General features: G+C 68.9%; 18 protein-coding genes. 9 read left to right on the top strand and 9 right to left on the bottom strand.

Annotation, left to right across the window (positions count from 1 at the left end; genetic code table 11):
* Positions 1 to 169: 169 nt before the first annotated feature.
* Positions 170 to 4,729 carry a HEAT repeat domain-containing protein gene (locus KEG57_RS52665; RefSeq protein ID WP_272424514.1) on the bottom strand — a complete coding sequence of 1,520 codons (4,560 nt, stop codon included), beginning with the start codon at positions 4,727 to 4,729 and terminating at the stop codon, positions 170 to 172.
* A gap of 93 nt (positions 4,730 to 4,822) precedes the next feature.
* Here KEG57_RS52665 and KEG57_RS52660 point away from each other — a divergent pair, with 93 nt between their 5' ends.
* Together KEG57_RS52660 and KEG57_RS52655 are read left to right on the top strand one after the other, a co-directional pair.
* A complete protein-coding gene (locus KEG57_RS52660) occupies positions 4,823 to 5,599 on the top strand; it encodes a DUF72 domain-containing protein (RefSeq protein WP_272424515.1) in 777 nt (258 codons plus the stop codon).
* A gap of 119 nt (positions 5,600 to 5,718) precedes the next feature.
* Positions 5,719 to 6,732, top strand: coding sequence for a zinc-binding alcohol dehydrogenase family protein (locus KEG57_RS52655; RefSeq protein ID WP_272424517.1), 1,014 nt, complete (start codon positions 5,719 to 5,721; stop codon positions 6,730 to 6,732).
* 2 nt (positions 6,733 to 6,734) lie between these two features.
* On the opposite strand, the gene KEG57_RS52650 is transcribed toward KEG57_RS52655, so the two are convergent.
* A complete protein-coding gene (locus KEG57_RS52650) occupies positions 6,735 to 7,616 on the bottom strand; it encodes a LysR family transcriptional regulator (protein WP_272424518.1) in 882 nt (293 codons plus the stop codon).
* A gap of 466 nt (positions 7,617 to 8,082) precedes the next feature.
* A complete protein-coding gene (locus KEG57_RS52645; RefSeq protein WP_272424519.1) occupies positions 8,083 to 11,157 on the bottom strand; it encodes a PEP/pyruvate-binding domain-containing protein in 3,075 nt (1,024 codons plus the stop codon).
* A gap of 183 nt (positions 11,158 to 11,340) precedes the next feature.
* Between KEG57_RS52645 and KEG57_RS52640 the strand changes: the two genes are divergently transcribed.
* Positions 11,341 to 12,924, top strand: coding sequence for an outer membrane protein assembly factor BamB family protein (locus KEG57_RS52640; RefSeq protein ID WP_272424521.1), 1,584 nt, complete (start codon positions 11,341 to 11,343; stop codon positions 12,922 to 12,924).
* Between the two features lie 146 nt (positions 12,925 to 13,070).
* Positions 13,071 to 13,979 carry an STAS domain-containing protein gene (locus KEG57_RS52635; RefSeq protein WP_272424522.1) on the top strand — a complete coding sequence of 303 codons (909 nt, stop codon included), beginning with the start codon at positions 13,071 to 13,073 and terminating at the stop codon, positions 13,977 to 13,979.
* Here the strand turns inward: KEG57_RS52635 and KEG57_RS52630 are convergent.
* From KEG57_RS52630 to KEG57_RS52620, 3 genes are read right to left on the bottom strand one after another with little or no spacing between them, the layout of a single operon-like run.
* Positions 13,971 to 17,036: an efflux RND transporter permease subunit gene (locus KEG57_RS52630; protein ID WP_272424523.1), complete on the bottom strand. Its 3,066-nt coding sequence runs from the start codon at positions 17,034 to 17,036 to the stop codon at positions 13,971 to 13,973. The two genes, KEG57_RS52635 and KEG57_RS52630, sit on opposite strands and share 9 nt — an antisense overlap.
* Positions 17,033 to 18,295, bottom strand: a complete 1,263-nt coding sequence (locus KEG57_RS52625; RefSeq protein ID WP_272424524.1) for an efflux RND transporter periplasmic adaptor subunit — start codon at positions 18,293 to 18,295, stop codon at positions 17,033 to 17,035. Before KEG57_RS52625 ends, KEG57_RS52630 begins: the two co-directional genes overlap by 4 nt.
* On the bottom strand, positions 18,292 to 19,608 hold the full coding sequence (locus KEG57_RS52620) for a TolC family protein (RefSeq protein WP_272424525.1): 1,317 nt from the start codon (positions 19,606 to 19,608) through the stop codon (positions 18,292 to 18,294). The genes KEG57_RS52625 and KEG57_RS52620 overlap by 4 nt, the downstream gene beginning before the upstream one ends.
* Before the next feature lie 170 nt (positions 19,609 to 19,778).
* Between KEG57_RS52620 and KEG57_RS52615 the strand changes: the two genes are divergently transcribed.
* Positions 19,779 to 21,116, top strand: coding sequence for a sensor histidine kinase (locus KEG57_RS52615; RefSeq protein WP_272424526.1), 1,338 nt, complete (start codon positions 19,779 to 19,781; stop codon positions 21,114 to 21,116).
* The gene (locus tag KEG57_RS52610) at positions 21,113 to 22,378 is read left to right on the top strand and encodes a sigma-54-dependent transcriptional regulator (protein WP_272424527.1); all 1,266 of its coding nucleotides are present in this window, start codon (positions 21,113 to 21,115) and stop codon (positions 22,376 to 22,378) included. Before KEG57_RS52615 ends, KEG57_RS52610 begins: the two co-directional genes overlap by 4 nt.
* A 6-nt stretch (positions 22,379 to 22,384) precedes the next feature.
* On the opposite strand, the gene yddG is transcribed toward KEG57_RS52610, so the two are convergent.
* Positions 22,385 to 23,299, bottom strand: coding sequence for an aromatic amino acid exporter YddG (gene yddG / locus KEG57_RS52605; protein WP_272424528.1), 915 nt, complete (start codon positions 23,297 to 23,299; stop codon positions 22,385 to 22,387).
* A gap of 158 nt (positions 23,300 to 23,457) precedes the next feature.
* Here yddG and KEG57_RS52600 point away from each other — a divergent pair, with 158 nt between their 5' ends.
* The gene (locus KEG57_RS52600) at positions 23,458 to 24,330 is read left to right on the top strand and encodes a radical SAM protein (protein ID WP_272424530.1); all 873 of its coding nucleotides are present in this window, start codon (positions 23,458 to 23,460) and stop codon (positions 24,328 to 24,330) included.
* 5 nt (positions 24,331 to 24,335) lie between these two features.
* Here the strand turns inward: KEG57_RS52600 and KEG57_RS52595 are convergent, their stop codons facing one another.
* Positions 24,336 to 24,530, bottom strand: coding sequence for a hypothetical protein (locus KEG57_RS52595; protein WP_272424532.1), 195 nt, complete (start codon positions 24,528 to 24,530; stop codon positions 24,336 to 24,338).
* Positions 24,527 to 24,928: a hypothetical protein gene (locus KEG57_RS52590; RefSeq protein WP_272424533.1), complete on the bottom strand. Its 402-nt coding sequence runs from the start codon at positions 24,926 to 24,928 to the stop codon at positions 24,527 to 24,529. Before KEG57_RS52590 ends, KEG57_RS52595 begins: the two co-directional genes overlap by 4 nt.
* A gap of 110 nt (positions 24,929 to 25,038) precedes the next feature.
* On the opposite strand from KEG57_RS52590, the gene KEG57_RS52585 reads away from it, so the two are divergent.
* Positions 25,039 to 25,356 (top strand): hypothetical protein, encoded by a 318-nt coding sequence (locus KEG57_RS52585; RefSeq protein WP_272424535.1) that lies wholly within the window; start codon positions 25,039 to 25,041, stop codon positions 25,354 to 25,356.
* A gap of 71 nt (positions 25,357 to 25,427) precedes the next feature.
* Positions 25,428 to 26,213, top strand: coding sequence for an endonuclease/exonuclease/phosphatase family protein (locus KEG57_RS52580; RefSeq protein WP_272424537.1), 786 nt, complete (start codon positions 25,428 to 25,430; stop codon positions 26,211 to 26,213).
* Positions 26,214 to 26,385: the final 172 nt, after the last annotated feature.

Here is a 26,385-nt window from a genome sequence, read left to right as displayed (position 1 = left end):
CATCGCGCAGTTCTTCCACCCCGAGTCCAGGGCTTGCCCTGGTCCGGGTCGAGGGGCGGATAGCCCCCGCGGGGCCCGGGGCAGCGCCCCGGCGCGACGCCTGGCGTGCGCGCGGAGCCGCCCGAGCGCCTCCGGCGTCACGCGGGGCGGGACGCAGCCGATGCGGTCATCAACGCGCGGTTTTTCCAGCGGTGAGACGGCTCCGGATCTCGTCGATCACGGCGTCGATCGCCGCGCGGCGATCGGGCCGCAGGCGACCCCGGGCGCGCAAGAGCGGCGGCACGGCCGTCTCCCCGAGCACGAGGAGCCCTTCCCGTGCCGCCCGCGAAACGCCGGCATTCATATGAAACAAGCGATCCGCGATCTCCGCGGCGGACGCTGTGTCGCCGCCGAATGCGAGGACGCGGATCGCAAGCCGGACGGTCGTGGGATCGGGGTCGTCGAGCAGTGCGCGGGTGGCGCGGAGATAACGGTCGCGCGGGGCCAGGGTGCGGAGCAGGCGGTGGGCGTGAAGGCTCACGCGGCGCGAGGAGGATCGAACGTGCCGCTCCAGCAAGGCGAGGACACGCTCGCGCTCGGAGGGGCGCTCGGCGCGGCCTGCGAAATAGGTGAGGAGACGGCGCGCATTCTCCGGGTCCGCCGTATCGAGCGCCGTGTCGAGCGCGCGCTCCACGGCGGCGCGCAACGTGAGGTCGAGGAGGTCGACGAGGCCGGGGGATCGTGCTTCCGCCTGGGCGAGGAGCTCGAGGGCCGTGGTATCGGTGGGACGCACCATGGCCGGGAGCACCCGCGCAACGAGCTCGGGAGGTTGATCACGCAGCGCATCGAGAATGGCACCGAGCACGGCGTCGCGATGCGCGCTCCCGAGCGCAGGCTCGAGGGCATCGCAGAGCATCCGCGCGTGGCGTTCGTCGTACCAATCGGCGAGGCGTGCGAGGAGCGAGAGCGCCGCGGGAGATGGGTCCGAAGAGGCCCATGCCGCAATCGAGGGGCCGAGGTCGGCCGCATAGAGAACGCCAGCGCCCGCGGCGCGCAGGCAGAAGCGAATCCACGTCGCGGGGGCCTCCGATGTGCGCGCGAGGTCCGCGAGGAGCCTGGGGACAGCGCCCGCGACGCCCACGATATCGAGCGCGGACAGGTCCCCGGCGCGGAGACGGGCTTCGACATGCGGCAAAACGTGCGTTGCGGCGAGTGAGCGTAATGCATCGCGGGCCGCCCCGGCGACCCGGGGATGCGACGACGAAAGGAGCACGAGCAGCAGCGGAATGCGGGATGCCGGGGGCAAGGAGGCCACGGGACCGAAGAGGTGGAGTTCTGCGGCTTCGGTGGTCGCATCGGCGACGGCCTTTGCAATGGCGTTCGTATCCTGCTCGTCGAGCGTCATCACGAACGACCCGCGGAACGCTCCCTGGATCCATGCGCCGAGCACGTACGCGCGATCGTCACGATCGCCTGCGCGAAGTAGCGCCGCCGCCGCAGCTTCACGGATGCCAGGGTGCGCATCCGCGAGCAAGGGCCGTAGGAACGTGGGGTCTGCATGGCGCCTGCGGGAGAGCTCCGTGATGGCGCGCAGACGAACCTCGCCGCGCATTTCGCCCTGCACGAGCTCTCGGAGCGCTGGCGTTGCAATCTCCCCCAGAAACGCGAGATCCACGAGGGCCGGCGCTCGCTCGGCCGGACGCTCGGCGACCCATCGCTGCACGAGCGCCCACGCTGCGGCAGCCCCGGAGCGCTCGGCCACGAGCGCCGCCACCTCCGCGAGCGGAAGCGCGTCCCGACCTTCCAGCGCCGTGAGGAGGTCGTCTTCGTGTCCCCCGTCGATCCAGGCGCGAAGCAATGCGGGCCGCTCGTTCAGGGGCGTAAATGCAAGGGTCCCCTCCCCTGCGAGCCGGAGCACGCGCGCGGCCTGCGCTCGCACGTCGGGGCGCGGATCGCCGCTCCGAGATCGCGCGGCCTCGGGACCCCTCTGGCGGAGGGCCGCGGGCAGCAGCGGCGCGTGGCGCGGATCGATCACGCCGTCGATATCGACGAAGGGGATCACGCGGCTCGAGACGAACGGATCCGTCGTCGTGGCGAGCAGCGCGATGGCGTCTTTGCGGGTCGCGGGATCGAGCTGCGATACAAGCGTCGAGAGAATGCGCTGTTCGGACACGGCGAGCCGGGAGCCGAGCGAGCCCGCCCGTTCGACTGCCGCGCGAAGGCTTGTAACGAGCTCGGACGAGGGTTCGTGGAGGAACGGCGCTTCGCGGATGCGCCTTTGCAGCTCGGCGAACGTTCGTTGCGCATCGGCACGCGCGAGATGCTGGCGCAGCGGGCTTCCCGGTATGATGTCGGTTTCGCGCGGAATGCGATCGCGAGCGCCACGACGTCGAAGCTCGGCGTCCAGATCGGCGCAGCGGTCCGCGTGGGCGGCATAGGCGTGCAGAAGGAGGAGGCGTGGGAGGTCGGGCCGGGACGTGACGAACGCGGCGAGCTCCTCCGGCGAAAACGCCCCCGCGATCGTGGATGCGAGCAGCTCTTCGTTGCGCGGGTCCTTCGCCGCGGCGAGCCTCTCGACGAGCAGCGAGCGAAAAAAGGGCCCCGCGATCTCCCGGAGCGCATTCTCCGCAAGTTCCCGGAGACCCGACTGATCCTGAACCGCGAGCACCTCGACGAGCGCCGGGATCACATCCGAATCGCGGCTCCGGGCGAGCACCTCGGCGGCCGCTTTTTTCAAATTCATGTTCGGCTGGAACAACCACGCGGCAATCGCCCCACCGAGGCCGGGCACGGCCGCATTCCCGAGGGCGAGCAGGGCCTGACGCGCGACCGGGAGCGGCAACGCTTGGCTCAGATACGGCAGGAGCCAGGCCGCGCAAGCCGGCCCCGCGGCCGCGAGGCAGGCGATCGCTCGTTTGCGTATCTCGGGGTTTTCCCGGCGCAGAAGCGGACGCACCACCCGCACGAGGTGCGGATGGTCGCAACCGATCACCGCGTCGAGCAGGAGCGTCGTTTCGGCCAGGGATTCGGCCCGCAAGCGCAACCTCCGCAGCGCGCCCTCCGCCACGAGCGCCGCGCCTGGATCCGCTGCCCCTTCCAGGCACGCGAGCGGCGGATCCGGCGTGGCGAGGCGCTGTCCCAGCGTGCGCAGCGCGGCTTGGGCGAGCTCGCGGACCTCTTCGTCGCCGTCCGTCAAGAGCGCAGCGAGCGGATCGATCGCGAGTGGCCCGCCCGTGCGACCGAGCGCTCCGATCGCCGAGGCGCGGAAGGGATGTCCGGGTGCTCGTGCAATCGCGGCGAGCGCGTCGATTTGCTCGGCGCTCCCGTGGGCCTGCAAGGCATCGAGCGTCTCGGCGGAAATCGCGCCGTGCTCGGCCGCCGCAGCGAGCACGCTGGGGGAAGGATCCAGCCGGAAGAGCACACGCAGCCCTGCCGAGAGCCAGGGCGGTGGTGCTTCCTCGAGCAGCCTTCGCAATCGCTGCGCGGTGGCCGCCCCGCCAAGCCGACCGAGGGCAAACAGGCACGCGTCGGGCTCTGCGTCGAGCCTTGCCAGGATGACGGGCTCTGCCGAGCGCTCCTCCAGCCGGCCAAGCTCGCGGATCGCACATCGCGACAGGATCGGATCCGCGGATTGCTCCGCCATTTCGACGAGGCGCGTGATGGTTCGGCGCGTACCGAATGCGGCAAGCAATCGCGCCGATCTTACTTTCGACGCACCACGGGTGATGCATTCGTCGATCGTTCCGATGAGCACATCGGCGCGGCTGCTCGCGCTCTCCGCAATCGCCTCGATCGAGAGCACCTCGAAGCGGAGCACGAGCTCGATCGCACGACGCGCCTGGTCTTCGTCGGGCGAGATCCCGCGTCGCTTGAGGTCACGGAGCGCCTCGATGGCCTCGAGCCCCGCGCCGGCTGGATCTTCCTCCGCCAGCGCAAGCACCCTCTCCACATCGTCGACCTCGCCGAGCGCGCCGAGCGCCGCAAGGGCGGCGCGACGAACGCTGCGAGCGACGTCCTCGCCCGTCGCGAATCGCCGCACCCACGCGACATCCCTACGCGCGGCCGCGAGGCGCAGCGCCGCGAGCGCGACCTCCTCCCCTTTCATCCATGCGGCGAGCGACGGACAGGACAAACGGGCCGCCCAGGGCTCGGCGAGGAGCCCGAGCGCGCGTGACGCCACCGCCTCGGACGAGCGGCGCGCGATATCGAGGAGCACCTCCGCCGCTTCCGCCGGCGCGAGGAGCGCACGCGAGAGGCCGGCGCGCGCGAGGGTGATCGCTTGATCGTGCATCGCAGGCCGCGCATGGGCCGCCACGCGGCGAAAGAGACCGGACGTGAGGGCTCGTTCGATGGGCGCGTCCGCGACGGCGCGCAGGTCCAATGGGAAAACCTCGTCGAGCGGCAAGAGCTCGGGCGATGCGAGGAGCGCGGAGCAACGAAGGCGGCTCGCGAGCTCCGGCGGAAGGTTCGTCGGGAGCTTTGGAAGCGGGATCGGCAGGCCCGCGATGGCGAGCTCGGCGACGGCCATTTGCGCGTCGTGGGGCAACGCGAACAGGTCCACAGGGACGCAGGCGGCGAGCGCCTTCGGGTCGTCGTCCCCTTCTTTCACGCGCTCCGCGAGCGCCTTTGCGGCGGCGAGCGACGCGGCCGGGTCCGCCGAGACAAGGCGTTCTGCGAGGATCGTGAGCGGAGGCCTGTACGTCGCGAGCATCCAGACGGAGGCTTCGGCGCGCATCACATCGCTGATCACGAGGCCTCGTACCCCAGCCCGATGCCCGAATCCAGCACCTTCGCGGGCTTGTCGCGACGTCCCTCGGCCCCACGTATCCCCCTGGGGCGCCGCATGACGCTGTTCATCGGAACGAGCGGCTGGCAGTACGCGCACTGGCGGGGGACGTTTTACCCCGACACGCTGCCGAGCGCGCGCTGGCTCGACCATTACGCCGAGCGTTTTCAAGTGGTCGAGGTCAACAATACGTTTTACCGTCTCCCCGAGGCGAACGTCTTCCGGAGCTGGGCCGAGCGGACGCCGGTCGATTTCGTGTTCGCCGTGAAGATGAGCCGGTTTTTCACGCATCTGAAGCGCCTCCGCGACCCCGACGAGCCGATCGCGCGCTTCTTCGACCGGGCCTCCGCGCTCGGCCCGAAGCTCGGCCCCGTGCTCGTGCAGCTCCCGCCCGGCATGAAGCGCGACGCGGGTAGGCTCGACGCCGCGCTCGAACGTTTCCCGAAAAGCGCCCGCGTGGCCGTCGAATTCCGCGACGAATCGTGGTTCGTCCCCGAAATCGAATCGCTGCTCGGCCGGCACCGCGCCGCGCTCTGTGTGTGGGATCGAAAGGGTTTGCGGATGCCGCTCTGGCGCACCGCGGACTTTGGATACGTTCGTTTCCACGAAGGCAGCGCGGACCCGGCGCCCTGCTACGGCGCGCGCGCCCTCGGCGCATGGGCGCGACGCATCGCCGAGGTTTGGCCCGAGCCCTCCGACGTGTTTGCGTTTTTCAACAACGACGTGAACACCTGCGCCGTCCACGATGCCGGCCTCCTCGCGCGGGCCGCGGACCGCCTCGGGCTCGGCAGGACGCGGGTCCTTTTGGGGGAACCACGACGCCTGGTGGCTTAACGGCACGATTCGCTCCGCGCCATGCGCTTTCGCATGGCCGGCATGCGTACACGCACCTCGCGCGACGGGCCGAGATGTCCAAGATTCACCGCACTTCCACGAACCAAGGAGTCGTCCCCATGAAGGCCGTCGGCACCTACGAACCCCTCCCCATCACCGCGGACCATGCCCTCGTCGATGTCGAGCTCCCGGAGCCAAAAGCCACCGGGCACGACCTGCTCGTCCGTGTTCAGTCGGTCTCGGTGAATCCCGTCGACGTGAAGGTTCGCGCGAGCTTCAAGTCCACGGACGGGAGCCCGCGCGTGCTCGGCTGGGACGCGGCAGGCGTCGTCGAAGCCGTCGGGCCGGACGTGACGCTGTTCCGCCCGGGCGACGAGGTCTTTTATGCAGGCGCAATCGGCCGGCCCGGCACGAATGCCGAAAAGCACCTCGTCGACGAACGGATCGTGGGCCATAAACCGAAATCCCTCGACTTCGCCGAAGCCGCAGCGCTCCCGCTGACCGCGATCACCGCGTGGGAGCTTCTTTTCGACCGGCTCGGCGTTCCGTATGGCCAGAAGACGCAGGCGGGCTCGGTCCTCGTGATCAACGGCGCGGGCGGCGTGGGCTCGATCCTCATCCAGATCGCGCGGCGCCTCACGGGGCTCACGGTCATCGCGACGGCGTCACGGCCCGAGACGAAGAAATGGGTCCTCGACATGGGCGCCCATCACGTCATCGATCACACGCAGCCGCTCGACGCAGAATTGGCTGCGCTTGGAATTCCAAACGTGGAGTACGTCGCGGGACTCACGGCGAGCGACAAACATCACGAGGCGATCGCCAAAGCCGTAGCCCCGCAGGGACGCGTGGTGCTGATCGACGATCCGAAGTCTTTCGACATCGTACCGTTCAAGCGCAAGAGCGTGACGGTCGGCTGGGAGCTCATGTTCACGCGGTCGATCTTCCAGACGAACGACATGATCGAGCAGCATCGCTTGCTCGAAGAAGTCTCGGCGCTCGTCGACGCGGGCGTTCTCCGCACGACGCTGACCGAGCGCGAAGGCCGCATCGACGCGGCGACGCTGAGAAAGGTTCACGCGAAGATCGAGAGCGGCAAGGCGATGGGCAAGATCGTGCTCGTCGGCTTCTGAAATCAGAGCGTCTTCGGCACGGAGGCGTGCACGTGGTCGGCGAGCGCGCGAAGGCGAGCGAGGCTCTTGAGGTCGCGATGGTAGCCGAGCCAGATGATGCGGCCCGGCGGCTCTTCGCCGACGTCGAGGCACACGAGCGGGAGCGTGTCTCCAATGACCCTCGGCAAGACCGCGAGGCCGGCGCCGTGCACGCACGCAGCGGCCTGCACGTCGCGGCTGTTGCTCCGCACGGCGAGGTGCGCGCCGGGGAACCGCGCGCGGAGCCAGGCGACGTCGGCAAGCGCGTCGAATGCGCGGTCCATCGTGACGATCGCGTGCCCGTCGCCGCCGTGCGCGTCGGGCACACCACGCGCATCGAGGTAACTCTGCGAGGCGTAGAGGCCATAACGAATCTGCGTGAGGCGGCGCTGTACGATGTCGGCGCGGTCGAACGCGACGAACCGGAAGACGAGGTCGGCCTCCTGCCGATCGAGGTCGAGGAGGCGTGACTCGGCCACGATCTCGACCGTCACGCGTGGATGCTCGCAGGTGAACGCGGCGAGCACCGGGCCGAGGACGTGCCGCGCGAACCACTCGCTCGTGGAGACGCGAAGCACGCCGCCCGCCTCGCGCGTTTCGCCGAAGAGGCGTCGCTCGAGGGCCACGGCTTCGTGCTCCATGCGTTCGGCGTGACGGAACATCGCCTCGCCCGCTTCGGTGAGGCGAAACCCGCGCGGCGTGCGCTGGAAGAGCGTGACGCCAACGGTTTCTTCGAGCGCGCGGAGCCTGCGCCCTGCCGTGGGCTGCGTGAGGCCGAGCCGCGGGCCGGCGGCGCTCAGCGTGCCGGCGCGAGCGACGGCGAGGAACAAGTGAACGTCGTCCCAGGCGACCCGCGGGTCTTTCACGGGGCGCCTTCGATACGGAAGAAGGTCATGAGCATGAAGACGAGTGCCATCGGCGCGGTTTCGCGGCGTGCGTCCGCGCCACGATCGCGCCTGCCACGCCCGCGAGCAAGGCCGAAGATGCAATCTTGACCGCCGCGCCGGGGCTCTGCCCCGGGGCCCCGCGGGGGCTATCCGCCCCTCGACCCGGACCAGGGCAAGCCCTGGACTCGGGTTGGAAGAACCGCGCGATGCGCGGTTCTTCCACAGGCCAGTGGCAAGACCAGGGACGGCGTTGCCAGTCGCGGCGGTTTTTCTTGGCAGGATCGCCGCCTGTTCGATGAACTGCGCATCGCGCAGTTCATCGACGAAAGGTCCAGCGCTTGCGCTGGTCCGGGTCCAGGGGCGGATAGCCCCTGGTGGGGCCTGGGGCAACGCCCCAGCGAGGCGGCCCCAACGCGCGTTTTCCGGCGAGCGAGGAGGGCCGTGTTCAGAGCTGGTTCACCTGCCCGGTCGGATCGATCGTGCCAATGGTCGTACCGAGCACGTAAATCTGCCGGACGCCCTTCGCCGCGAGCTCGGTGAGCACCTCCGCGGGCAAACCCTCCTCGAGGGCCGGCTCGAAGAGGAAATCCTCGGAGAAGTTGTGGTGCTGCGGCCGGTACGTCTGCGAAAAATGCCCCTTGAGCACGATGGGCGCGGCTGTGAGGCCCTCGATTTGCGTCTCCTCCCAGCGCAGGAGCGGGGCGGTGTATCCGGCGACGACGCCCGTGGGCGGCGCCGGCCAGTAGAACTTCGTCACGATCTTCACGCCGCCCGCCTCGATCGTCCTTGTCTGCATCGACGAGCCCGCCGGGAGTGGCCCCTCGTCCGTGCATTCCGTCATGCGAACGGCCTCGTCCCGGATGCGTTTCGCCGGATTGCCATCCCAGTCGATGTGCGGGACCGGCGTCGTATACTCCGCCGCGAGATGGACCTCCATGTCGCGAAGCGCGAGGATCGGGCCGTCGGACTGCGGGAGCAGCGTGGGCACGGGGTTCGTCATGATCTCGAAGGTCCGCGCGTCCGCGCCGCTGCCCGACGTGAAGAGATCGAGCGTCTGATCCGCCATGAGGGTGTGCGTGGCGGAGGGCCACGTCCCCGGGTTGCCCGTGAGGGTTTCCACGCCACTGGCAGAGAGGTGTGCGAATGTCACGCCGTCATAAATGGTCTCGGCTGCGAGGCTCGCCGCGTCGACGAACCCCGTCCGCGCCCGGAGCGATGCGCGCGCCTTTAGCCGATGCAGGGCGAAGACGTCGCTCTGCTCGCCTTGGAACGTGCAGAGCGCGCGTGGCCCGGGGACGAGGAAGGGGGTGAGCGTGGCTTTTTCGTCCGGCAGCGGCAGCTCGCGCACCTGCTTGATGAGCAGCGCCCCGTCGGGTTTCATTTTCTTGTACTCGTAATCGAGCGCGAACGTCTGCTTGCCGGGATGGACCTCGGCGAACCGATCCGCCACCTTGCCGAGCAGCGTGCCGAGCTTCTCGTAATCGCTCTTCCACTCCATCACGTGGCCCCCGAGCGGCACGAGGGTCGAGCCGGAGATGGTATCGAACGAGGTGCCCCACTGGAATCGGAAGCCGTGGACGACCTCGGGGAGCGCGCCGCCCTCGGGGTTCGTCACGCTGAGCGCACCGACCTGCGAGACGATTTTCATGTCGTCGATCGGGTCGGTGCGGCGCACGTTCGTGGCTACGCCATTCGCGATCTCGTCCTCGTCCGGATAGGAGTAATGGACGAGCACGCCCATGCCGACGTCGCTCTCGTTCACGCCGTAGAGCAGGCGCGCGATGAAGGCGTTGTCGTTGTAGAAGCTCGCGTAGACCTTCTGGAGCGCGCGGAACACGCCGCGCTCGCTGCTCTGGCTCGCGTCGCAATGGCTCGGGCCGGCGGTGTCGGCGTCGGTGTCGTCGGCGAGGCAGCCGCTCGCGCTGTCGTAGAGCCCCGCGCCCGTGAATGCGTCGCTGTCCTCGACGTTGGTCGAGCTGCGGAAGCGGATCTTGCGCGCTGGATCGAACGAGGCAAGCGCGGCGATGACCGCTTGCCGCTGGGCCTCCGAGAAGGTCGCGTCGCCCTCGATCCGGGCGCGAATGGCGGCCAGATCGACCTTGAGGGCGGCGAGGTTCGGCGGGTACTGATAGCCTGCGAGCCGCTCGCCGATTTCCTGGCGCAACGTCTTGCCGCCCGGCATGGTCTGATCGAGGAAGCCGTCCCATAGATCGAACGAGAACGCGAGGGCCTCCTGTGAATCGTCGGGGATCACGTCGCGGAGCAGGCCGTAATTGGCCGCCTTGCCGCCGAAATGAACGATGTCGGCAGGGCCGAGATCGTCGGTGTTCCGGGCGAGCGCGCCGAGCGTCTGCTTGGGCGAAAAGGCCAGAGGATCCGGCTTTTTCTGCGCGAGCAGCGTGTCTCGATCGGCGGCCGTGAGCGCGCCGTCCACGTCGAAGAGCGCCGCGTCGCAGCGGCCCCACTGGTTTTTCGCGCGCAGGATGATCTCCTTGCCGTCGAGGGCCTTGGCCTGCTCGCGCTCCGCCTCGCTCCCGAGATAGACGAACGGGATGCCGAACGAGGTCGCGAGAATGGCCGTGTGTGCATTGGGCGTCGACGGCGAGAGGGAGACGATGCCCGCGAGATAAGGCAGCTCCGCGGGGATCGCGTCGGTGAGGAGGATGTCCTCCGATTTCAACGTCCCGTTCGTGTAGGCGGTCTCGATCTGATCGGCGGGCACGTAGCGGAGCTTGCCGAGCGCCCAGCCAAACGCATAACATTGGCTGCCCCCGATCCATCGCTCGACGCTGCTCACGGGGAAGCCAGCGTTGGCGAAGAAGGCCTGGTTCTCCTGCGCCGAGGCATTTTGTTCGTACGTGGGGAAATAAAACGGCGTGATGCCCGTCTCCGCCACGACGCTGTCTTCCACGAGATCGAGGACGACGCGCGCCATCTCGGGGTCGTACGGATCCTGCCGGACGAGCTGGATGCCGTATTCGGGGAAGCGCACCGGATCGGGCGGGATGAGCACCGCGCCGAGGATGGCCTTCTGGCCTTCGGCGTGCAGCGAGACGTCGTTGAATTCGCCGATCGACATGCCGAAGAACGGATCGAGGCGCTCGACCGCGAAGGGCGCATGGAAGGGGTACGAAAGGCTGTCCTGGTAATACACCTTCGTCGGGTCGTGCATCAGGACGGTGAACTTGATCCACCGGACGCCGCCATCCATGCTGCTGTAATTGGGCTCCGAGAGGAAGGGGTCGTAGGGGTACGAGATCTGGTTTTTCCAGGCATCGGATGGGGTGATCGGAATGGGATAGGTGTCGACGGGCCACTCGAACCCGCCGGTCCCGCCCTGGCCGCCGCCACCCTGGTCTCCGCCGCCCTGGCCACCGCCGCCCTGATCTCCGCCACCCTGGTCTCCGCCGCCGGAGCCGGGGCTCGGTTGTCCACCGTTATCGCCACAGGCCCAGAGCGCCGAGGTGCTCGAGAGCGCGAGGAGCAAGATTGCGGCGCGCCGCAGAACGCTACGTTTCATGCCGGGCGGACGAGCAATGGCCGTGCCCCGGGAAATTTCCGAACGGCGGGGGGCGACGCGCATCGGGAGGCGTGGCACGGACGCCAGGCGTGGCACAGAGTGGATCAGCGCCGAGATCTTGCTCTGGACGCATTGGAATCTACTTTACGTGCTCCCGCATCCGCGCTTCCATGGGACGTCACGATGCTTCTCCCCGAAGACGCTGCCAGATATCGAGCGGAGGCGCTCGCCGCGCTGCGCGCGGGCCGCATGAGCCCGGAGTGCAGCATCGAAGGGCTCGCCGTCAAGCTCTCGGATCTCGTGCGCATCCGCAAGTTGATCGCGGCGGTCGGCAGCGAGCGCCTCGTGCTCAGGTATCTCGCGATGGACGCCGCGTTCTGGACCAAGGCGCAACAGCTCTGGGGCGGGATCCTCTACGAGTCCTCCACGGCCGCGCGTTACCTATTTCTCGACGAGACGATCGACGTCCAGGAGGAGGTCGAGCAGATCCGCAAGAACGGTCCGACCACCACGGGGCTACTCGAGCCAGGCCCGGCCGTCGTCTGGAACGAGGAGGCGCGTGAGGTGTGGGCGATTGGCCTGGCATTTCGCGGCGCCGAGCCGCCGGTGCTGCGCGCCGTCGCCTTCGAGCGCCGCGCGGTCGTGTGGGAGAGTGATGCGCTCGGCGTGGACCTGCCCGAATGGAGAAGCGACTATGCGGCGCGGGGAGAACGGCTGTACGTGGCCGTGCGCGATAAGAAGCTCGCTGCGCTCGATCTCGGCACGGGCAAAGTCCTTTTTCGTATCGAGGTGCCCGAGAACATATCGTACACCGAGCGCGGGGAGCGCGACGTTCACGATATCCACCTGCCGGGCGGCGGGGGCGTCGTCGTGATCAAGACGCAATATCCTCAATCGATTCGTGCATTCGATCGCGTTGCCGGCGAGCCTCGATGGCATTTCGATCCGGGCTACAACCAGACGGTCACCGCGGAGGTGCCCGGGATCGGCGTCCTCGTCACGGGAGCCGACCAGACAGGGAAATTCGCGGCGGTGCTCGACGGCAGGAGCGGCGAAATCCTCACGGTCCAGGGCAGCCGAGCCGGCCGTTACAATGGGCTCGCCACGGGGGCGGGGGTCTGCGGTCGGAGGCTGGTTTGCGCCGGCGCGCGGGCGGGCCGAGGGGTCGGTTCTCTCCAGGTCCTCGTCGCCGATGCAGGGACGGGCGAGCTCCTCGCGCCGATTGTCGAAGCAAACGTCCGTCCGTTCGGGGAGCCCGTGTTCGTCGGGGATCGTGCTTTCTTCATCGACGCATTCGAGCGCTCGATCGTCGCTGTGCGTATTCCAACGGGCGCGGGCGCGTCGCCGCTCGAGGTGCGGGAGACGACTTCCTGCGCGAACGGGGTGCGTATCCAGCAGATTCTGGCCGCCTCGGACAGCGTGGTTGCCCTCCTCGCGACGGAGGGGCTCGGGGCGCAGCTCGGGATCGCCGTGTTCGACGCGACCTCGCTCGCGCTGCGCGGTGAGAGCGGTTTTCTGGGCGGTTCGTCCGATCCGCGCGAACGGGCGCTCGTGGTCTCCGGCGGCCTTGCGGTGCTGGCGACACGAAATCACGAAAATGGCCCGTACACGCTTTCCGCGTACGATGTGCAGCGCGGGACACGTTGGGCGTACGCCATCGATGGGGGGCGAGCGCATGCTTTCGCCGGACCTCGGATCGTGGTGTGGAAGCAGACCGAGACGCTGCTTTTGCGCGCAGAGGATGGAATGTCGATAGCCTCGCTGTGAGCCCTGTCGCCGCGGATCCTTTCATAGGCCTTCACGATCCTTAACACGGCCGTCAAGCCACGTTTACGCAAATATGCTGAAATATCCCATTCCGCGCGGATGGCCATGGTCGGCGGGCGACCAGCGGATCGCGGACGGGAGTCTTCGTGTCACAGCACGATCTGGAGCAGGAGTGCAAGGCGCTGCGGGCGCGTGTGGCGGAGCTCGAAGCTCGCCTCGAAAGGGCGGTCCCTGACGAGGCGCCGCTCTCCAAGGGGCCGATCCACAAGCTCGAAATGGCGCAGGTGCTCCGTGTTCTTCTCGATCACCTCGATCTCGTCGTGTGGGCCGTGGATGCCAAAGGCACGTTCACGTTCCACGACGGCAAGGCGATCGATCGGGTCGGGCACCAGCGGGGCCAGTTCCTCGGTCAAAACGTTTTTGCCGTTCTCGAGGACAAGGGAGCCACAGGGCTCCGAAAAGCCCTCTCCGGCGCGCCGGCCCACGAAATCACGGAGGCGCATGGCATCGTCTGGGAAAATTGGCATACGCCGACGTACGACGGCGAGGGGCGTGTGACGGGGGTCGTCACGCTCTCCCTGGACGTCACGGAATCCATGCGGACGAAGGCCGAGCTCACCGCCAAGCTCACGCTCATCGAACGCCAGCAGGACGTCATCCGGAACCTCGAGACCCCAATCATTCAAGTATGGGATCGCGTGCTGACGGTGCCGATGGTCGGCGTCGTCGACAGCCGCCGCGCCGCGCGTGTGACGGAGGATCTGCTCGCCGCGGTATCGCATACACAAGCCCGCTTCGCCATTCTCGACCTCACCGGCGTCGACGTGGTGGACACGGCGACCGCGGGTCACATCCTGAAGATCCTCGGCGCGGTTCGTCTGCTCGGAGCCGAAGGGATCATCACCGGGATCCGGCCCGTCGTCGCGCAGACGATCATTTCATTGGGGCTCGATCTGTCACGCGTGCGCACGCTCGCGACGCTCCGCGATGCGCTCGCCCTGGCGGTTCGAAGCCTTGGCGAGCACGATCGCTTTGCATTCACACGTTCAACCTGACGTTTGTCCCGCCTCGGCCGGCGCGGCTTTCGGGCGCAGCTTCTCCTTGATGTCGTCGGCGACCCGATAGAACGCCGGCACCACGAGCAAGCTGAGCAGCGTGGATACCGTGAGCCCGCCGAGCACCACCACCGCCATCGGGCTCCGCGTCTCCGTCCCCGGCCCGATGCCGAGCACGGCCGGCACGGCGGCCATCATCGTCGCGATCGTGGTCATCAGAATCGGCCGCAGCCGGAGCGGTCCCGCCTTGCGCATCGCCTCGTGCGGGGACAAACCCTCGTGCTCGCGCAATTGATTGGCGTATTCCACGAGCAGGATCGAGTTTTTCTTGACGATCCCCATCAGCAGGAGCACGCCGATCATGCTGAAGATGTTCAGCGTCTTCCCCGTGACGAGCAGGCCGAGCGCCGCGCCGGAGAGCGCCAAAGGCAGGATCGTGAGCACCGTGACTGGATGCAGGAAGGAATTGAACTGGCTCGCGAGCACCATGTACGCGACGAGGATCCCGATCACGAGCGCGAAGACGAGGCCGCCCGTGGTCTCGTCGAACTGCGACGCCTGCCCGCCGGCCACGGTCCGGTAGCCGAGCGGCAGCGATTTCGAGAGGTCCTTCACCATGTTCATCGCTTCGATCTGCGAATGCCCCGGCGCCACGTTGCCAGAAATCCGGATCGCCCGCTCCCGATCGACGCGATTGATCGATTGCAGCACCGCCGTCTCGTTCTGCGAGACGACGAGCGACAGCGGGATCGTGGTCCCATTCTGTGCCCGCACCCGGATCTCGCCGAGATCCTCGGGGCGCGAGCGTTGCGTGGCGAGGAGGCGCACGCGGATGTCGACGCGGCGGCCCCCGGTGGAGAACTTGCCGACGATGTTCCCGCCGACGAGCGCGCTCACCGTGTTCGCCAGGTCGCTCACCGGAACACCAAGGTCCGTGGCGCGGCGGCGATCCGGCACGATCTGCACCTCGGGCGCGCCGATTTGATAATCGGTCGTCACGTCCGTCACGACACCGCTCTTTTCGAGGTCGTTCTTGAGCTGCATCGCCGCCGTGACGAGCGTGTCCCAGTCCGCGCCGCGCACCGTGAAGTCCACCGGATACCCGCGCTGCGCGCCGAAGCTCTGTTGCGAGGGATCCTGCACGGACGCGCGGATACCGGCGATCCCGCGCAGATCACGCCGGATCTCGGCCGCGACCTCCTGCGCGGAGAGCTTGCGCTCGTTCGGCGGGACGAGGGTCAAGCTCATCACACCGCGCGAAGCAGAGAGCGTGGTGAGGATGCGCGTGACCTCGGGCCGAGCCGCGAGTTTTTGCTCGGCTTTTTGCAAGAGCGGCGCCGCGGCCTGGACGCTGGTCCCGGTTTCCGTCTGGATGCGGACGTCGAGGCGGCTCTGATCCTGCGCGGGGACGAACTCGGTGCCGAGCCGCGGGACGACGAACGCCGTGACGCCGAAGAGGACCACCGCGCTGAGGAGCACCTTCCAGGGGTTGTCGAGCGCCTTGCCCAGCACGCGGCCATAGGCGTGTTCGAGCGCGGAGAAGCCGCGATCCATGGCCCTGCCGACGGCGCTCCGGCCCTCGCGCGAGGTGTCGAGGATCTGCGCGCAGCGGGCGGGCGCGAGCGTGATCGCCTCGAAGTACGAGAGCATCACGGCGACCGAGAGCGTCACGCCGAACTGGAAGAAGAAGCGGCCGATGACGCCGTCCATGAACACGACGGGAAGGAAGATCGCGATGACGGCGACCGTGGCCGCGAGCGCGGCGAACGTGATCTCCTTCGTGCCGTCGGCGGCGGCCTTGGCGCGCGCCTTCCCCATCTCGGCGTGCCGGTAGATGTTCTCCATGACCATCACCGCGTCGTCGACGACGAGGCCGACGGCGAGCGAGAGGCCAAGCAGGGTAAACGTGTTCAGCGTGAAGCCGAGGAAGTAGACGACGGCCACGGTCCCGAGCAGCGACATCGGGATCGCCAGGATCACGTTGACGGTGCTGGAGAGCGAGCCGAGGAAGAGCCAGCAGACGAGCGCCGTGAGGACGAGCGCGAGGCCGAGCTCGATCTCGATCTCGTGCACGGACTCCTCGATGAACGTCGTGGTGTCGAAGAGGACCTCGACCTTCATCCCCTCGGGCAAGCTGCGCTGGATCTCCGCGACCTTCTCGCGCACCGCGCTCGCCACGGCGACGGCGTTCGTGCCGCGTTGCTTGAGCACGCCGAGCGCCTGCAAGGGGATGCCGTCGAGCCGCGCGACGGAGTTCACGTCCTCGAAGCCGTCCTCCACGACGGCGACGTCGTCGAGGTAGACGGGCGTGCCGTTCACGTGTCGCACCACGAGCTTGCGCAGCGCCTCGACGTCGAGCGCCTCGCCGAGGAGGCGGACGTTGAGCTGCCGGCCGCCCGCTTCGAGCTGGCCGCCGGGGACCTCGACGTGCTCGCGTCGAATACCGTCGATGACGTCGCTCGCGACGACGCCTTTTTCCGCGAGGCGGCTCGTGTCGAGCCAGATGCGGATGTTGCGATCGAGGTAGCCGTTCAGCGTGATCTGACCGACGCCCGGCACGGTCTGGAGTTTTTCCTGGACCTGGTAACGCGCGACGTCGGCGAGGAGCTGGCGCGAGAACGGGCCGGAAACGCCGACGGTGACGATCGGCGTGTCGTCGGGGTTCGACTTGGAGACGGTGGCCGCAGGCACGTCGCGCGGGAGCTGCCGCTGGGCCTGCGCGACCTTGGCCTGCACGTCCTGGAGTGCGAGGTCGACGTTGCGCGAGATGTCGAAGCTCGCGGTGATCCGCGCCGAGCCCTGGCGCGACTGGGACGAGATCTCCTTGACGCCCTCGACCTGCGCGAGGGCCTGTTCGAGCGGCTCGATGATCTCGCGCTCGACGGCCGACGGAGACGCGCCGGGCCAGGAGAGGTTGACGCTGATGTTGGGGTAGTCGACGTCCGGGTACTGGCTGATGCCGATGCGCGTGGCCGCGACGATGCCGAAGAGGATCGTGCACGCCATGAGCATCCAGGCGAAGACCGGGTTCTTGATGGAGACGTCGGTGAGGTTCACGGCCGCACCCCCGCGCTGGCCGATCCGGTCGGCGTCGGCGGCGGGCTCGATGCAGGCTCGCCCGAGGCAAGATCGGCCGGGGGCGGCGCGCTCGAAGCCGTCGGCTTGGCGCTCGGCGCGGTGGCCGTGAGAAGCGCTTCCGGTGTGATGGTCGTGGGCTTGACCTTGGCGCCGTCGTTCAGCGCCTCGGCGCCCCGCACGACGAGCACGTCGCCCGCGGCGAGGCCGGAGCGGACCTCGACCCAGCCGTCCTGCGTGCTCATCCCGAGCGAGAGCACGCGCTCCTTGGCGACGCCGTTCTCCACGACGTACGCGACGTAGCCGTGATCGGTGGCGCGCGCGGCGAGCCGCGGGATCGTGACGGCCTCGCGCTGGGCGCCGATGTCGACGCTGACGTCACAGAACGAGCCGGGGCGCAGCCAGTACTTGTGGCCGTCGTCGACGACCTCGCCCGTGACCGGGACCATGTGCGTCGTCGGATCGGCGGCCGCGGCGATGAGCGTGATCTTCGCGGAGAACTTCCGCAGCGTCTCGCGCATCGTGAACGTCGCGGTCGTGCCGACCTTCAGGCGCGGCGCTTCGAGCGGCTCGACCTGGAAGCGCAGGAGGAGCGGTTCGCTCTGGAGGAGCGTGGCCATGACGTATCCCGCCTGCACGTACTGGCCCGTCTCGACGGTGCGCGTCTGGATGGCGCCGGCCATGGGCGCGCGCACGGACGAGTCGCGGAGGTTGAGCTGCGCCGTGCGGAGCGCCTGGAAGGCGATGTCGCGATCGGCCTTGGCGGTGAGGACCTTGCTCTTGTAGCTCTCGAGCTCCTCGCCCGGGATGAGGCCGGGGTTCATGCCGCTCGCGCCCTCGCGCCGCGCCACCATGGCCTCCATGTCGCGGACCGCGGCCTCGGTCTTCGCGAGCGCCGCCTTGGCGCCGTTCACCGCGAGCTGGTAGCGCTCCGAGTCGATGACCACGAGGACGTCGCCCTTCTTGACCTCCTGGCCCTCGGTGAAGGCCACGCGGTCGACGACGCCGGCCACGCGCGCCGTGACCTGGACCCGCTCGAAGGCCTCGATCGTGCCCGGCGCGTTCACCGTGTAGGTGACCTTCTTGGCCTCGACGGGCATGACGTCGGCGGCGAACGCGAGGCCCCCGCCGCCCTCGCGAGAAGGCTTGCTTCCGCCGGCGGCGCCGCCTTCGGTCGGCTTGCCTTTGCAGGCCACGGCGAGGGGCAAGCAAAGGAGGAAGAGCACACGCGCGAGCTTCATTGCGCATCTCCGTTCGTCGCGGCGGAACGTTCGGTGTCGTCGTCGGTGGGTCCCTGGCCAAGCGCGAAGCGCAGCTCCAGGTAGGCCTGCTCCATCGCGAGCTTCGCGGTGGCGAGCGCGACCTCGGCCTCGAAGCGGCGGGCGTTCGCGTCGACGAGCTCGATCGCCCGCGCGAGCCCCTGCTGGTAGAGGATCTCGGTCTCGGCGGTGTTCTTCCGCGCGGCCGCGACGGCCTCCTCGGCGATGCGGTAGCTGTCGCGCGCGGCCTTCAGCGTGGTCCGCGCGATGCCGATGTCGGTCGCCACGGAGCGGCGGATTTGCCGCTCGTCGAGGGCCTGGCTCTCGGCCTGCGCGACGCGTGTCTTGCGATCGCCGTAGCGCGCGCCCGCGTCGAAGAGGGGCCAGGTGAGGCTCAGTTGCAACGTCTCGTCGTGGGTCGTGTCGGGCGGAGCGGGCGCGGGGTTGAAGCGCACCTGCGCCGAGAGCGAGAGCGTGGGCGCGAGGCGATACAGGGGTTCCTGGGCCGACGCGCGGAGGGCCGCGGTGCGTTCCTCGGCGGCGCGGAGATCGGGCCTTCGCGCCTCGGCCTGCCGGACCTCGTCCTCGCCCCGCACGCCGCCGCTTTCCGCGGCGCGCGTCGTGCGATCGGGTGCCGAGAGCGGCCCCGTGACCGGGCTGCCCACGAGGAAACCGAGCTCCAGATAAGCGGTGGCCACGTTGCCCTCGGCCTGCGCGACCTCCCTGGCAGCCGCGGTGGTTTCGAGCAGCGCACGCGTCACGTCGTTCGTGCTCGCGAGGCCTGCCTGCGCGCGCGCGTCGGCGTTCTGCTGGTTGGCGCGGGCCCGTTCGAGCCTGCGCGTCGCGGCTTCGAGCACGCGCTCGCGCGTGAGCACCACGAGGAACGCGCGCGCCGTGTCGAAGGCGAGGCTGCGCCGATCCTCGACCGCGCCCCATCGCTCGGCCGCGAGCTGACGCCGCGCCTGCGTATACTGCGGGATCGCCGAGGGATTCAGGATGGGCTGCGTCAACGTGAGGGTGCCCGTGCCGAAGAGCTGGCGGCCGATCCGATCCTCGGTCCCGCGCAGCGTCGCGTTCGCGCCCGCGACCAGGCTCGGCAGGAACGCCGAGCGCGCGCGGTCGAGCTGGCCTTCGGCGGCCTTCACGCGCAGCGGCGCCTTACCGGCGCGCTCATGGTTCGAAAGCGCCTGCCGGACGGCCTGTTCGAGCGTGAGGGATCCGGCACGCGCGCCGCGGGGAAAGAGCAAGAGAAGCGAGACGAGTAGCGTGGGCAAGAACGACCTTCGGACCGTCATCGAGCGTCTCCTCGCCCTCCCCCTCTACCGCCTCTCCAAGGGGCGAGGCTCGGCCCGATCGAGCCCTGCCCCTGCTTCGTCACGGGCGGTGACACCTGTCAGGATTCGGGACATCATTCGCGGCCCGGATGAGGCTCCCGCGTGTTTCGCTGAGGTGGCTGCTCGGAGCCGTGACGATCCTGGCCTCGCTCGTGTTCGGGGTCTCGGTGGTGTCGGTGAACCGCCTCATCCGCATGTCGAGCGAGCAGCGCCTCGAGCGAGGCCGCGATCTCGTGCAACGTGAGCTCGCGCGCTGGGCCGAAGAGCCCGACACAGGCGATGGGCCCGCGCGCTTCACGGTGCTCGGGCTGCGTGGCGGCACGACCTTGGATCCGGCCGTCCCGGGAGCGCCGATCCCGATCCGCTCGGGCATCTCGAGCGAAGCCGATCGCGCGCTCTCCACGCTCGCGGCCGTAGCAAAGCGGGATCGGGCCGAGGTTGGATCACTCGACGTCGACGAGGGCACGCTTTTCCTCGGGGCGCGGCGGCGCGCGGACGGCCGCTTGCTCTGGGCCGCGTACACCGTGTCGATGTCGAAGCTCGTCGCCAACTGGCGCCTCATCGCGGGCCTGCTCACGTCGGCGACCGTGCTGCTCGGTGTGATCGCGCTCGGTACGGTGATCGCCGCCACGCGTGGGGCGCGCGGGCTCAAGCGTTCGCTCGCGGCGCTGGAGGAGGACCTCACGGCCGAGGTCCCGCGTCCTGCGATCGCCGAGCTGTCGAGCGTGGCCGAGGGCGTGGCGAGCCTCGCGGCGAGCCTCGCGGCGGCCGAGCGCGAGCACGAGCGGCTCGCCGAGGAGCTCGCTCGCAAGGAGCGCCTGGCCGCGCTCGGACGTGTCGTCGCCGGCGTCGCGCACGAAGTCAAAAACCCGCTCGCGTCGATCAAGCTGCGCGTCGACATGGCGCGCACCTCGGAGGGCGTGCCGGCCGATGTCGTGGCCGAGCTCGACGCGGTGGACGAAGAGATCACGCGGCTCGATCGCCTCCTCACGGATTTCCTCGTCGTCAGCGGTCGTCGGATCGGCCGGCGCGTGGACACGGAGCTCCGGGACGTGGTCGAAAGGCGGCTCGGGCTGCTCGCGACCTGGGCGAAGGAGCGTGGCGTCAGCCTGGCCGTGACGGGCCGTGCGCGCGCCGTCGTCGACCCCGATGCTTGCGCGCGCGCCGTGGACAACCTCGTCAAGAACGGGGTCGAGGCGTCGCCTGCGGGCGCTGAGGTGCGCGTGCGGATCGAGCGGCGCGAGGGGCTGTCGGTGCTGACGGTCGAGGACGACGGACCCGGCGTGCCCGAGGATCGTGTCTCCGAACTTTTCGAGCCATTTTTCACGACGAAACCCGAGGGCACGGGGCTCGGCCTCGCGGTCTCGCGGGCCATCGCGGTCGCGAGCGGCGGGCGCCTCTCGTACCTTCGCGAGGGCGGCGTCACGCGGTTCGAGCTCTCGGTTCCGGCTGAAGGAGGCGCGGCATGAGCACCGTGCTCATCGTGGACGACGAAAAAGGCATCCGGCTCGGGCTCGCGACGGCGCTGGCGCGCGTGGGTCACACGACCGTGGCCGCCGCGAGCCTGGCCGAGGCCCGGACGCGGCTCGAGGAACCAAACAGCTTCGACTGCGCCCTGGTCGACATCCGCCTCAAAGATGGAAGTGGCCTCGAACTGCTTCGCGAGCTTCGAACCGGAAAACACCGCGATCTGCCGGTGATCGTGGCCACGGCGTACGACGATGGCGAACGCACCATCGAGGCGATGCGCGACGGGGCCTTCGATTACCTGACAAAGCCTTTTGATCTCCAACGGCTCGTCGCCACCGTCGCGCGCGCGATCAAGCAGCGGCGTACGCCTCCGGCGACCGCTACGGCGCACGCGGAGAGCACGCCGCTCGTGGGGCGGAGCGCGGCCATGCACGCGGTCTGGAAGCTCATCGGCCGCGCCGCCGGCTCGCAGGCCCCGGTGCTCGTCAAGGGCGAGGCCGGCGCCGGCAAGGAGCTCGTGGCCCGCGCGATCCACGAGTATTCGAGCCGCGCCAGCGAGCCGCTCGTCGTGGTGCGTGTCGATCCGTCGACGGACGCCGCCGAGCTCCGAGGCCTCTTCGCGGGCGCGCGCGCGGGCGGGACCCTCCTCGTCGACGGCGCGGGGGATCTCACGCCGGCGGCGCAGGGCGCGTTCGCCGCGTGGCTCTCCGAGTCCCCGCCGGTCCGAGTCATCACGCTGGCGCGCCTCGCGCCGGGCTCGCTCGAGGTTCCTTTGATTGCCGAGCTTTATTATCAGCTCGCGGTCCTCGAAATTGCCGTCCCTCCCCTGCGCGAGCGCCGGAGCGACGTGCCGCTGCTCGTCTCGCGGGCGATCGTGGGGACACGCGCGCGCGCAATCTCTGAAGAAGCCATGGCCGCGCTCGTGCGCCACGACTGGCCGGGCAACGTACGCGAGCTTTTCCTCGTGGTCCGCCGGGCCGCGGAAATGTGCCACGGCGAGGTCATCGACGCCGATGCACTCCCGCCCGAGCTCGCGACGCCCGCCTCCCCAACCGAGCCCACGAACCGTTACCTCGGCCTACCGCTGCGCGAGGCCGTGGCGCGCCTCGAGCGGGATCTGCTCGCGTCCGCGCTCCAGCGCGCCGACGGCAATCGCACCCTGGCGGCCAAGCTCCTCGGCATTCCGCGCCCGCAGCTCTACGCGAAGCTCGAGGAGCACGGTTTTTCCGAGAAGCGATCGGGGACGCCGTCGGGAAAATAAGCGAGTCTACTGGGGAATGGGGGGCGCCTCCGTCCCCTTCCCGCTCGTGTGTGGCTCGGGGCGCTTTGCCCCGAGCGTCGCGACCAGCGCGCCCGCGACGATCAGCGCGCAGGAGACCGCCAGCGTGATGCTCGGCTCTGCGTGGCCGGCGAGGACGAGGATCGAGGTCGAAAGCACCGGAGCCGCATAGGACGCCACGCCGAGCAGGCGGATGTCTCCGCGCTTCACACCAATATCCCACACATAAAAAGCGATTCCGACCGGGCCGATGCCGAGCGAAAGGAGCGCGAGCCATTGCGTCGTGTTTTCTGGCCAAACGGTCGTTTCGAACGCGAGATGGCCGAGGAAGCTCAGGGCGGAGGTCGCGAGGCAGAACCCGGCCACGGCGTCGGTCGGGACCTCGCCGAAGCGCCGGGAGAGGACGGAATAACCCGCCCACACGAAGGCTGCCGCGAAGGCGCAGGCATACCCCGGCAGGTGCTCGGCGCGGGCGTCGAGGGCGCCGCGGCCGAGGAAAAGCACAAGGATTCCGGCGAAACCGACGAGCGCCCCGCCGACATGGGCCGCTCGCAATCGCTCGCCGGGCAGGAACGACGAGAAGAGCACGATGAGCAAGGGCCAGAGGTAATTGACGAGGCCGGACTCGGCGGGTGGTGCCCAGCGCAACGCCGCGAAATAAAGGGCGTGATACCCGAAGAGGCCGCCCGTACCGAGGGCCCAGACGATCGGCGGTTGCCGCAGCGATCGAATGGCGTGCGGCCGCCGGATCCAGGTCGCGACGCCCGCGAGGCCGCCCACGAGAAACGTCATGGCGGCGAGCTGGAATGGCGGGACTTTGCCCGAAGCCGCCGTGAAGAGGGCGAGCAGCGACCAGAGGAGGATGGCCGAAAAGCCGGTCGTGGTGGCGGTGCGAGGGGACATCAAGCCAGCACGAGGGCGCCCGCGGCGCAGATGGTTGGTGCTGCAAAGGATTGGCGTCGCGGGGCGGGAGGCATCGTGCGGACGATATCATGCTCACAGCGAGGCGGTAGGCCATCCGCTGGCCTCTCCCGCGCCGCTCGTGTAGGCTCGGCAGGGCGATGCGCTACGAAGGCAAGCTCTACCGTCCGCCCAGCGAGGCGCACTCGTACATCTTGCAGGCCACGATCGGCTGCTCCTGGAACAAGTGCACGTACTGCGACATGTACCGGGACAAGACCTTTCGTATTCGCGACCTCGCCGAGACTCTGCAAGACATCACGTCCGCGGGGGCGGCTTTCGGCGACCACGTGGAGAAGGTCTTCGTCGCCGACGGTGATGCCCTCGTCATGCCCCTCGACCATTGGCTCCCCCTTCTTGACGCTTGCCGCCGCGCCTTTCCGAACCTCCGGCAGGTGAGCTGTTATGCGATGGCGACCAATTTGCTGGAGAAAACCAGCGATGATCTCCGCACCTTGCGTGAGCGTGGCCTCGACTTGCTTTACATTGGCCCCGAATCCGGCGACGACCTCGTGCTCAAGCGGATTGCCAAGGGCTCCTCGTTCGACGACCACGTCGAGGCCGCGCGCCGCGCCCGCGCCGCGGGCATGAAGACCTCGGCGATCTTCCTCCTTGGCGCGGGCGGCACCGAGCGCACGGGCGAGCACGCGAGCGCCTCGGCGCGCCTCGCGACCGCGATGGATCCCGAATACCTCGCAGCGCTCACGTTGACGATCGTCCCCGACACACCTCTCGCCACACTGGAACGCCGTGGCCGCTTCGTTTTACCCGACGTACACGGCCTGCTCCGCGAGCTGCGCACCTTCGTCGCCGAGGCTGCGCCCACGAATGCGCTTTTCCGGACGAACCACGCGTCGAATTACCTACCCATCGGCGGACGCCTCCCGCAGGATCGCGCGCGGATCCTCGACGTCATCGACGCCGCGCTCTCGGGTCGGATCAAGCTCCGGCCCGAGCATACGCGCGGGCTCTGAACGTTTCACCGGCGACGCCGGAGCCGCCGCAGCACGACGGCTTGCCACGCCACGACCGCGAGCAGCACGACCGTCACCGCGGGCCACAGCGCGAAGAACATGAACGCATTCGCGTCGCGGTACGTTGCCCCGGCGAGCGCGGCCGCGCGGATCATGAAATCCACGCACGCGGCGTAGATGGCGATCCCGAGCTCCGTCACGACGCACCCCGCCGGAGCGCGAGGAGCTTGCGCCGCTGCGAGAGCGCGACGAGATAAAGCGCGTACATGAGCCCGGGCCACGCGACGCAGAACAGCGCAAGGTTCACGACGCCGTAGCCTACGTGGGGCGCGCTCGGCACGACAGCCTTTCCCGCGGCCTTGAGCCCTGCGATTGTCTTGCCGTACAGCCCGCCGTCGCCCGCGAGCGCGAGCGGGAGGCTTGGCGCGTGGGAGCAGCCGTGGTTGTGGCAGTGCCACGTGCAGTGATCCCTCGCGTGGGCCTCGATCGGAATCGCGGCGCGGAGCACGGGCGATCCCGTGGCGAGGACCGCGGTGAACGCCGCGGGGACCAAGGCGAGCGGAGCAATCGCCAGAAGAAACCAAACGTGGCGCTTCATCGTCACCATACCCGAAGGCCGCAGGGTCGCACGAATCGTGCGGCGGGTCGACCCGTCGACGTCGATCACGAAAGTCGACGCGGACGTACCCGATCGGCATACTTGCGCGCATGCAAGACGAGGACTCGAAGCGCGTCACGCTCGAAATCGAGGGGCGTCCGTCGGTGGTCGACACGATCGTGACGCTCTTGCGGTACATCGAGGCGTGCGGGCGATTCGGCACGACACGTTACGTCGAGATGATGGTCGACGGAGATGGCGGCGCGCAGATCGCCCTGCGGATCGACGGCGAAAAGCGCCCGCTCGACGCGGACGAAGAGGCGTTTCTGCTCGAAGGTACGGGCGAGGGCACCGAGGCGCTTCGCCGGCAATACGTGACCACGGAAGAGCGGCCCGACGGCGTGCTGCTCAAGATCGATCTGGCCTGACGACCGGCCCCGGGCCATGTCCGGAATCCTGTCCGGGTGATTCCACGGGGGGGACTCTATGGTGTCGCTCGATGACGACGACCTTTTCGGCCACGACCTACAACGTGCTCGCCCAATGCTACGTGCGGCCCGATCGCTACCGGAGCTCGCCGCCGGACGCGCTCGAGCCCACCTCCCGCCGCGCACGGCTCCTCGCGCGCATCGATGCGCTCGGGTCCGACCTCCTATGCCTGCAGGAGGTCGAGCCCGACCTGTACGAGGCGCTCAGCGCCCGCCTCGACGCGACCCACGCGAGCGCGTACGCACAGCGGGCGGGTCGCCGCGAGGGTTCGGCCCTGTTCGCGCGCCGCACGGTCTTCGCATGGCACGGCCACGACGTGCTGCACTTCGCCGCGCACCGCCCCGGCGACGACGATCTCGCACTGATCGCGCGCCTCTCCGTCGATGCCCGTCCACTCCACGTCGCGACGACCCACCTGACCTGGCAGCCTGACAGCACGCCGATCGACGAGCACCTCGGGCGCCGCCAGCTGCTCGAGCTCATCGCCTACCGCGACGCGGCCCCCACCGATATCACCTGGCTCGTCGCCGGGGATTTCAATGCAACCTCGCAGAGCCCGGTGCTCGGCGCAGCCTACGAGCGTGGTCTCGCCGAGAGCTGTCGCGCGCAGCGCCCATGGGACACGACCGCAATCAACGGCCGCGCGCGCAAAATCGACTACATCCTCCACTCGGCAGGCCGGCTCGATCCACGCCCTTCCGTCCTCCCAAGGCTCAGCCGCGACACCGTGATGCCGTCCGCGAACGAGCCGTCAGACCATCTGCCATTGATGGTTGCGTTCACGCCCATTTCGTAGCTGGGAGGCGTTTCGCTGGGGCGTTGCCCCAGGCCCCACCAGGGGCTGAGCATTGGTCTCATCTCGCGAGCCCATTCTCCCTGAGCACCCGTAGCATCTCTGCTGCGGGTGCCAGTCGTTCGAGCCCGCGGCTGATGGTGACGGATCCGGGGGGTCCTCCGGAGGACTTGCC

It is taken from the genome of Polyangium jinanense (genome assembly GCF_028435365.1).
This window is presented reverse-complemented; position numbering and strand designations above follow the sequence as displayed.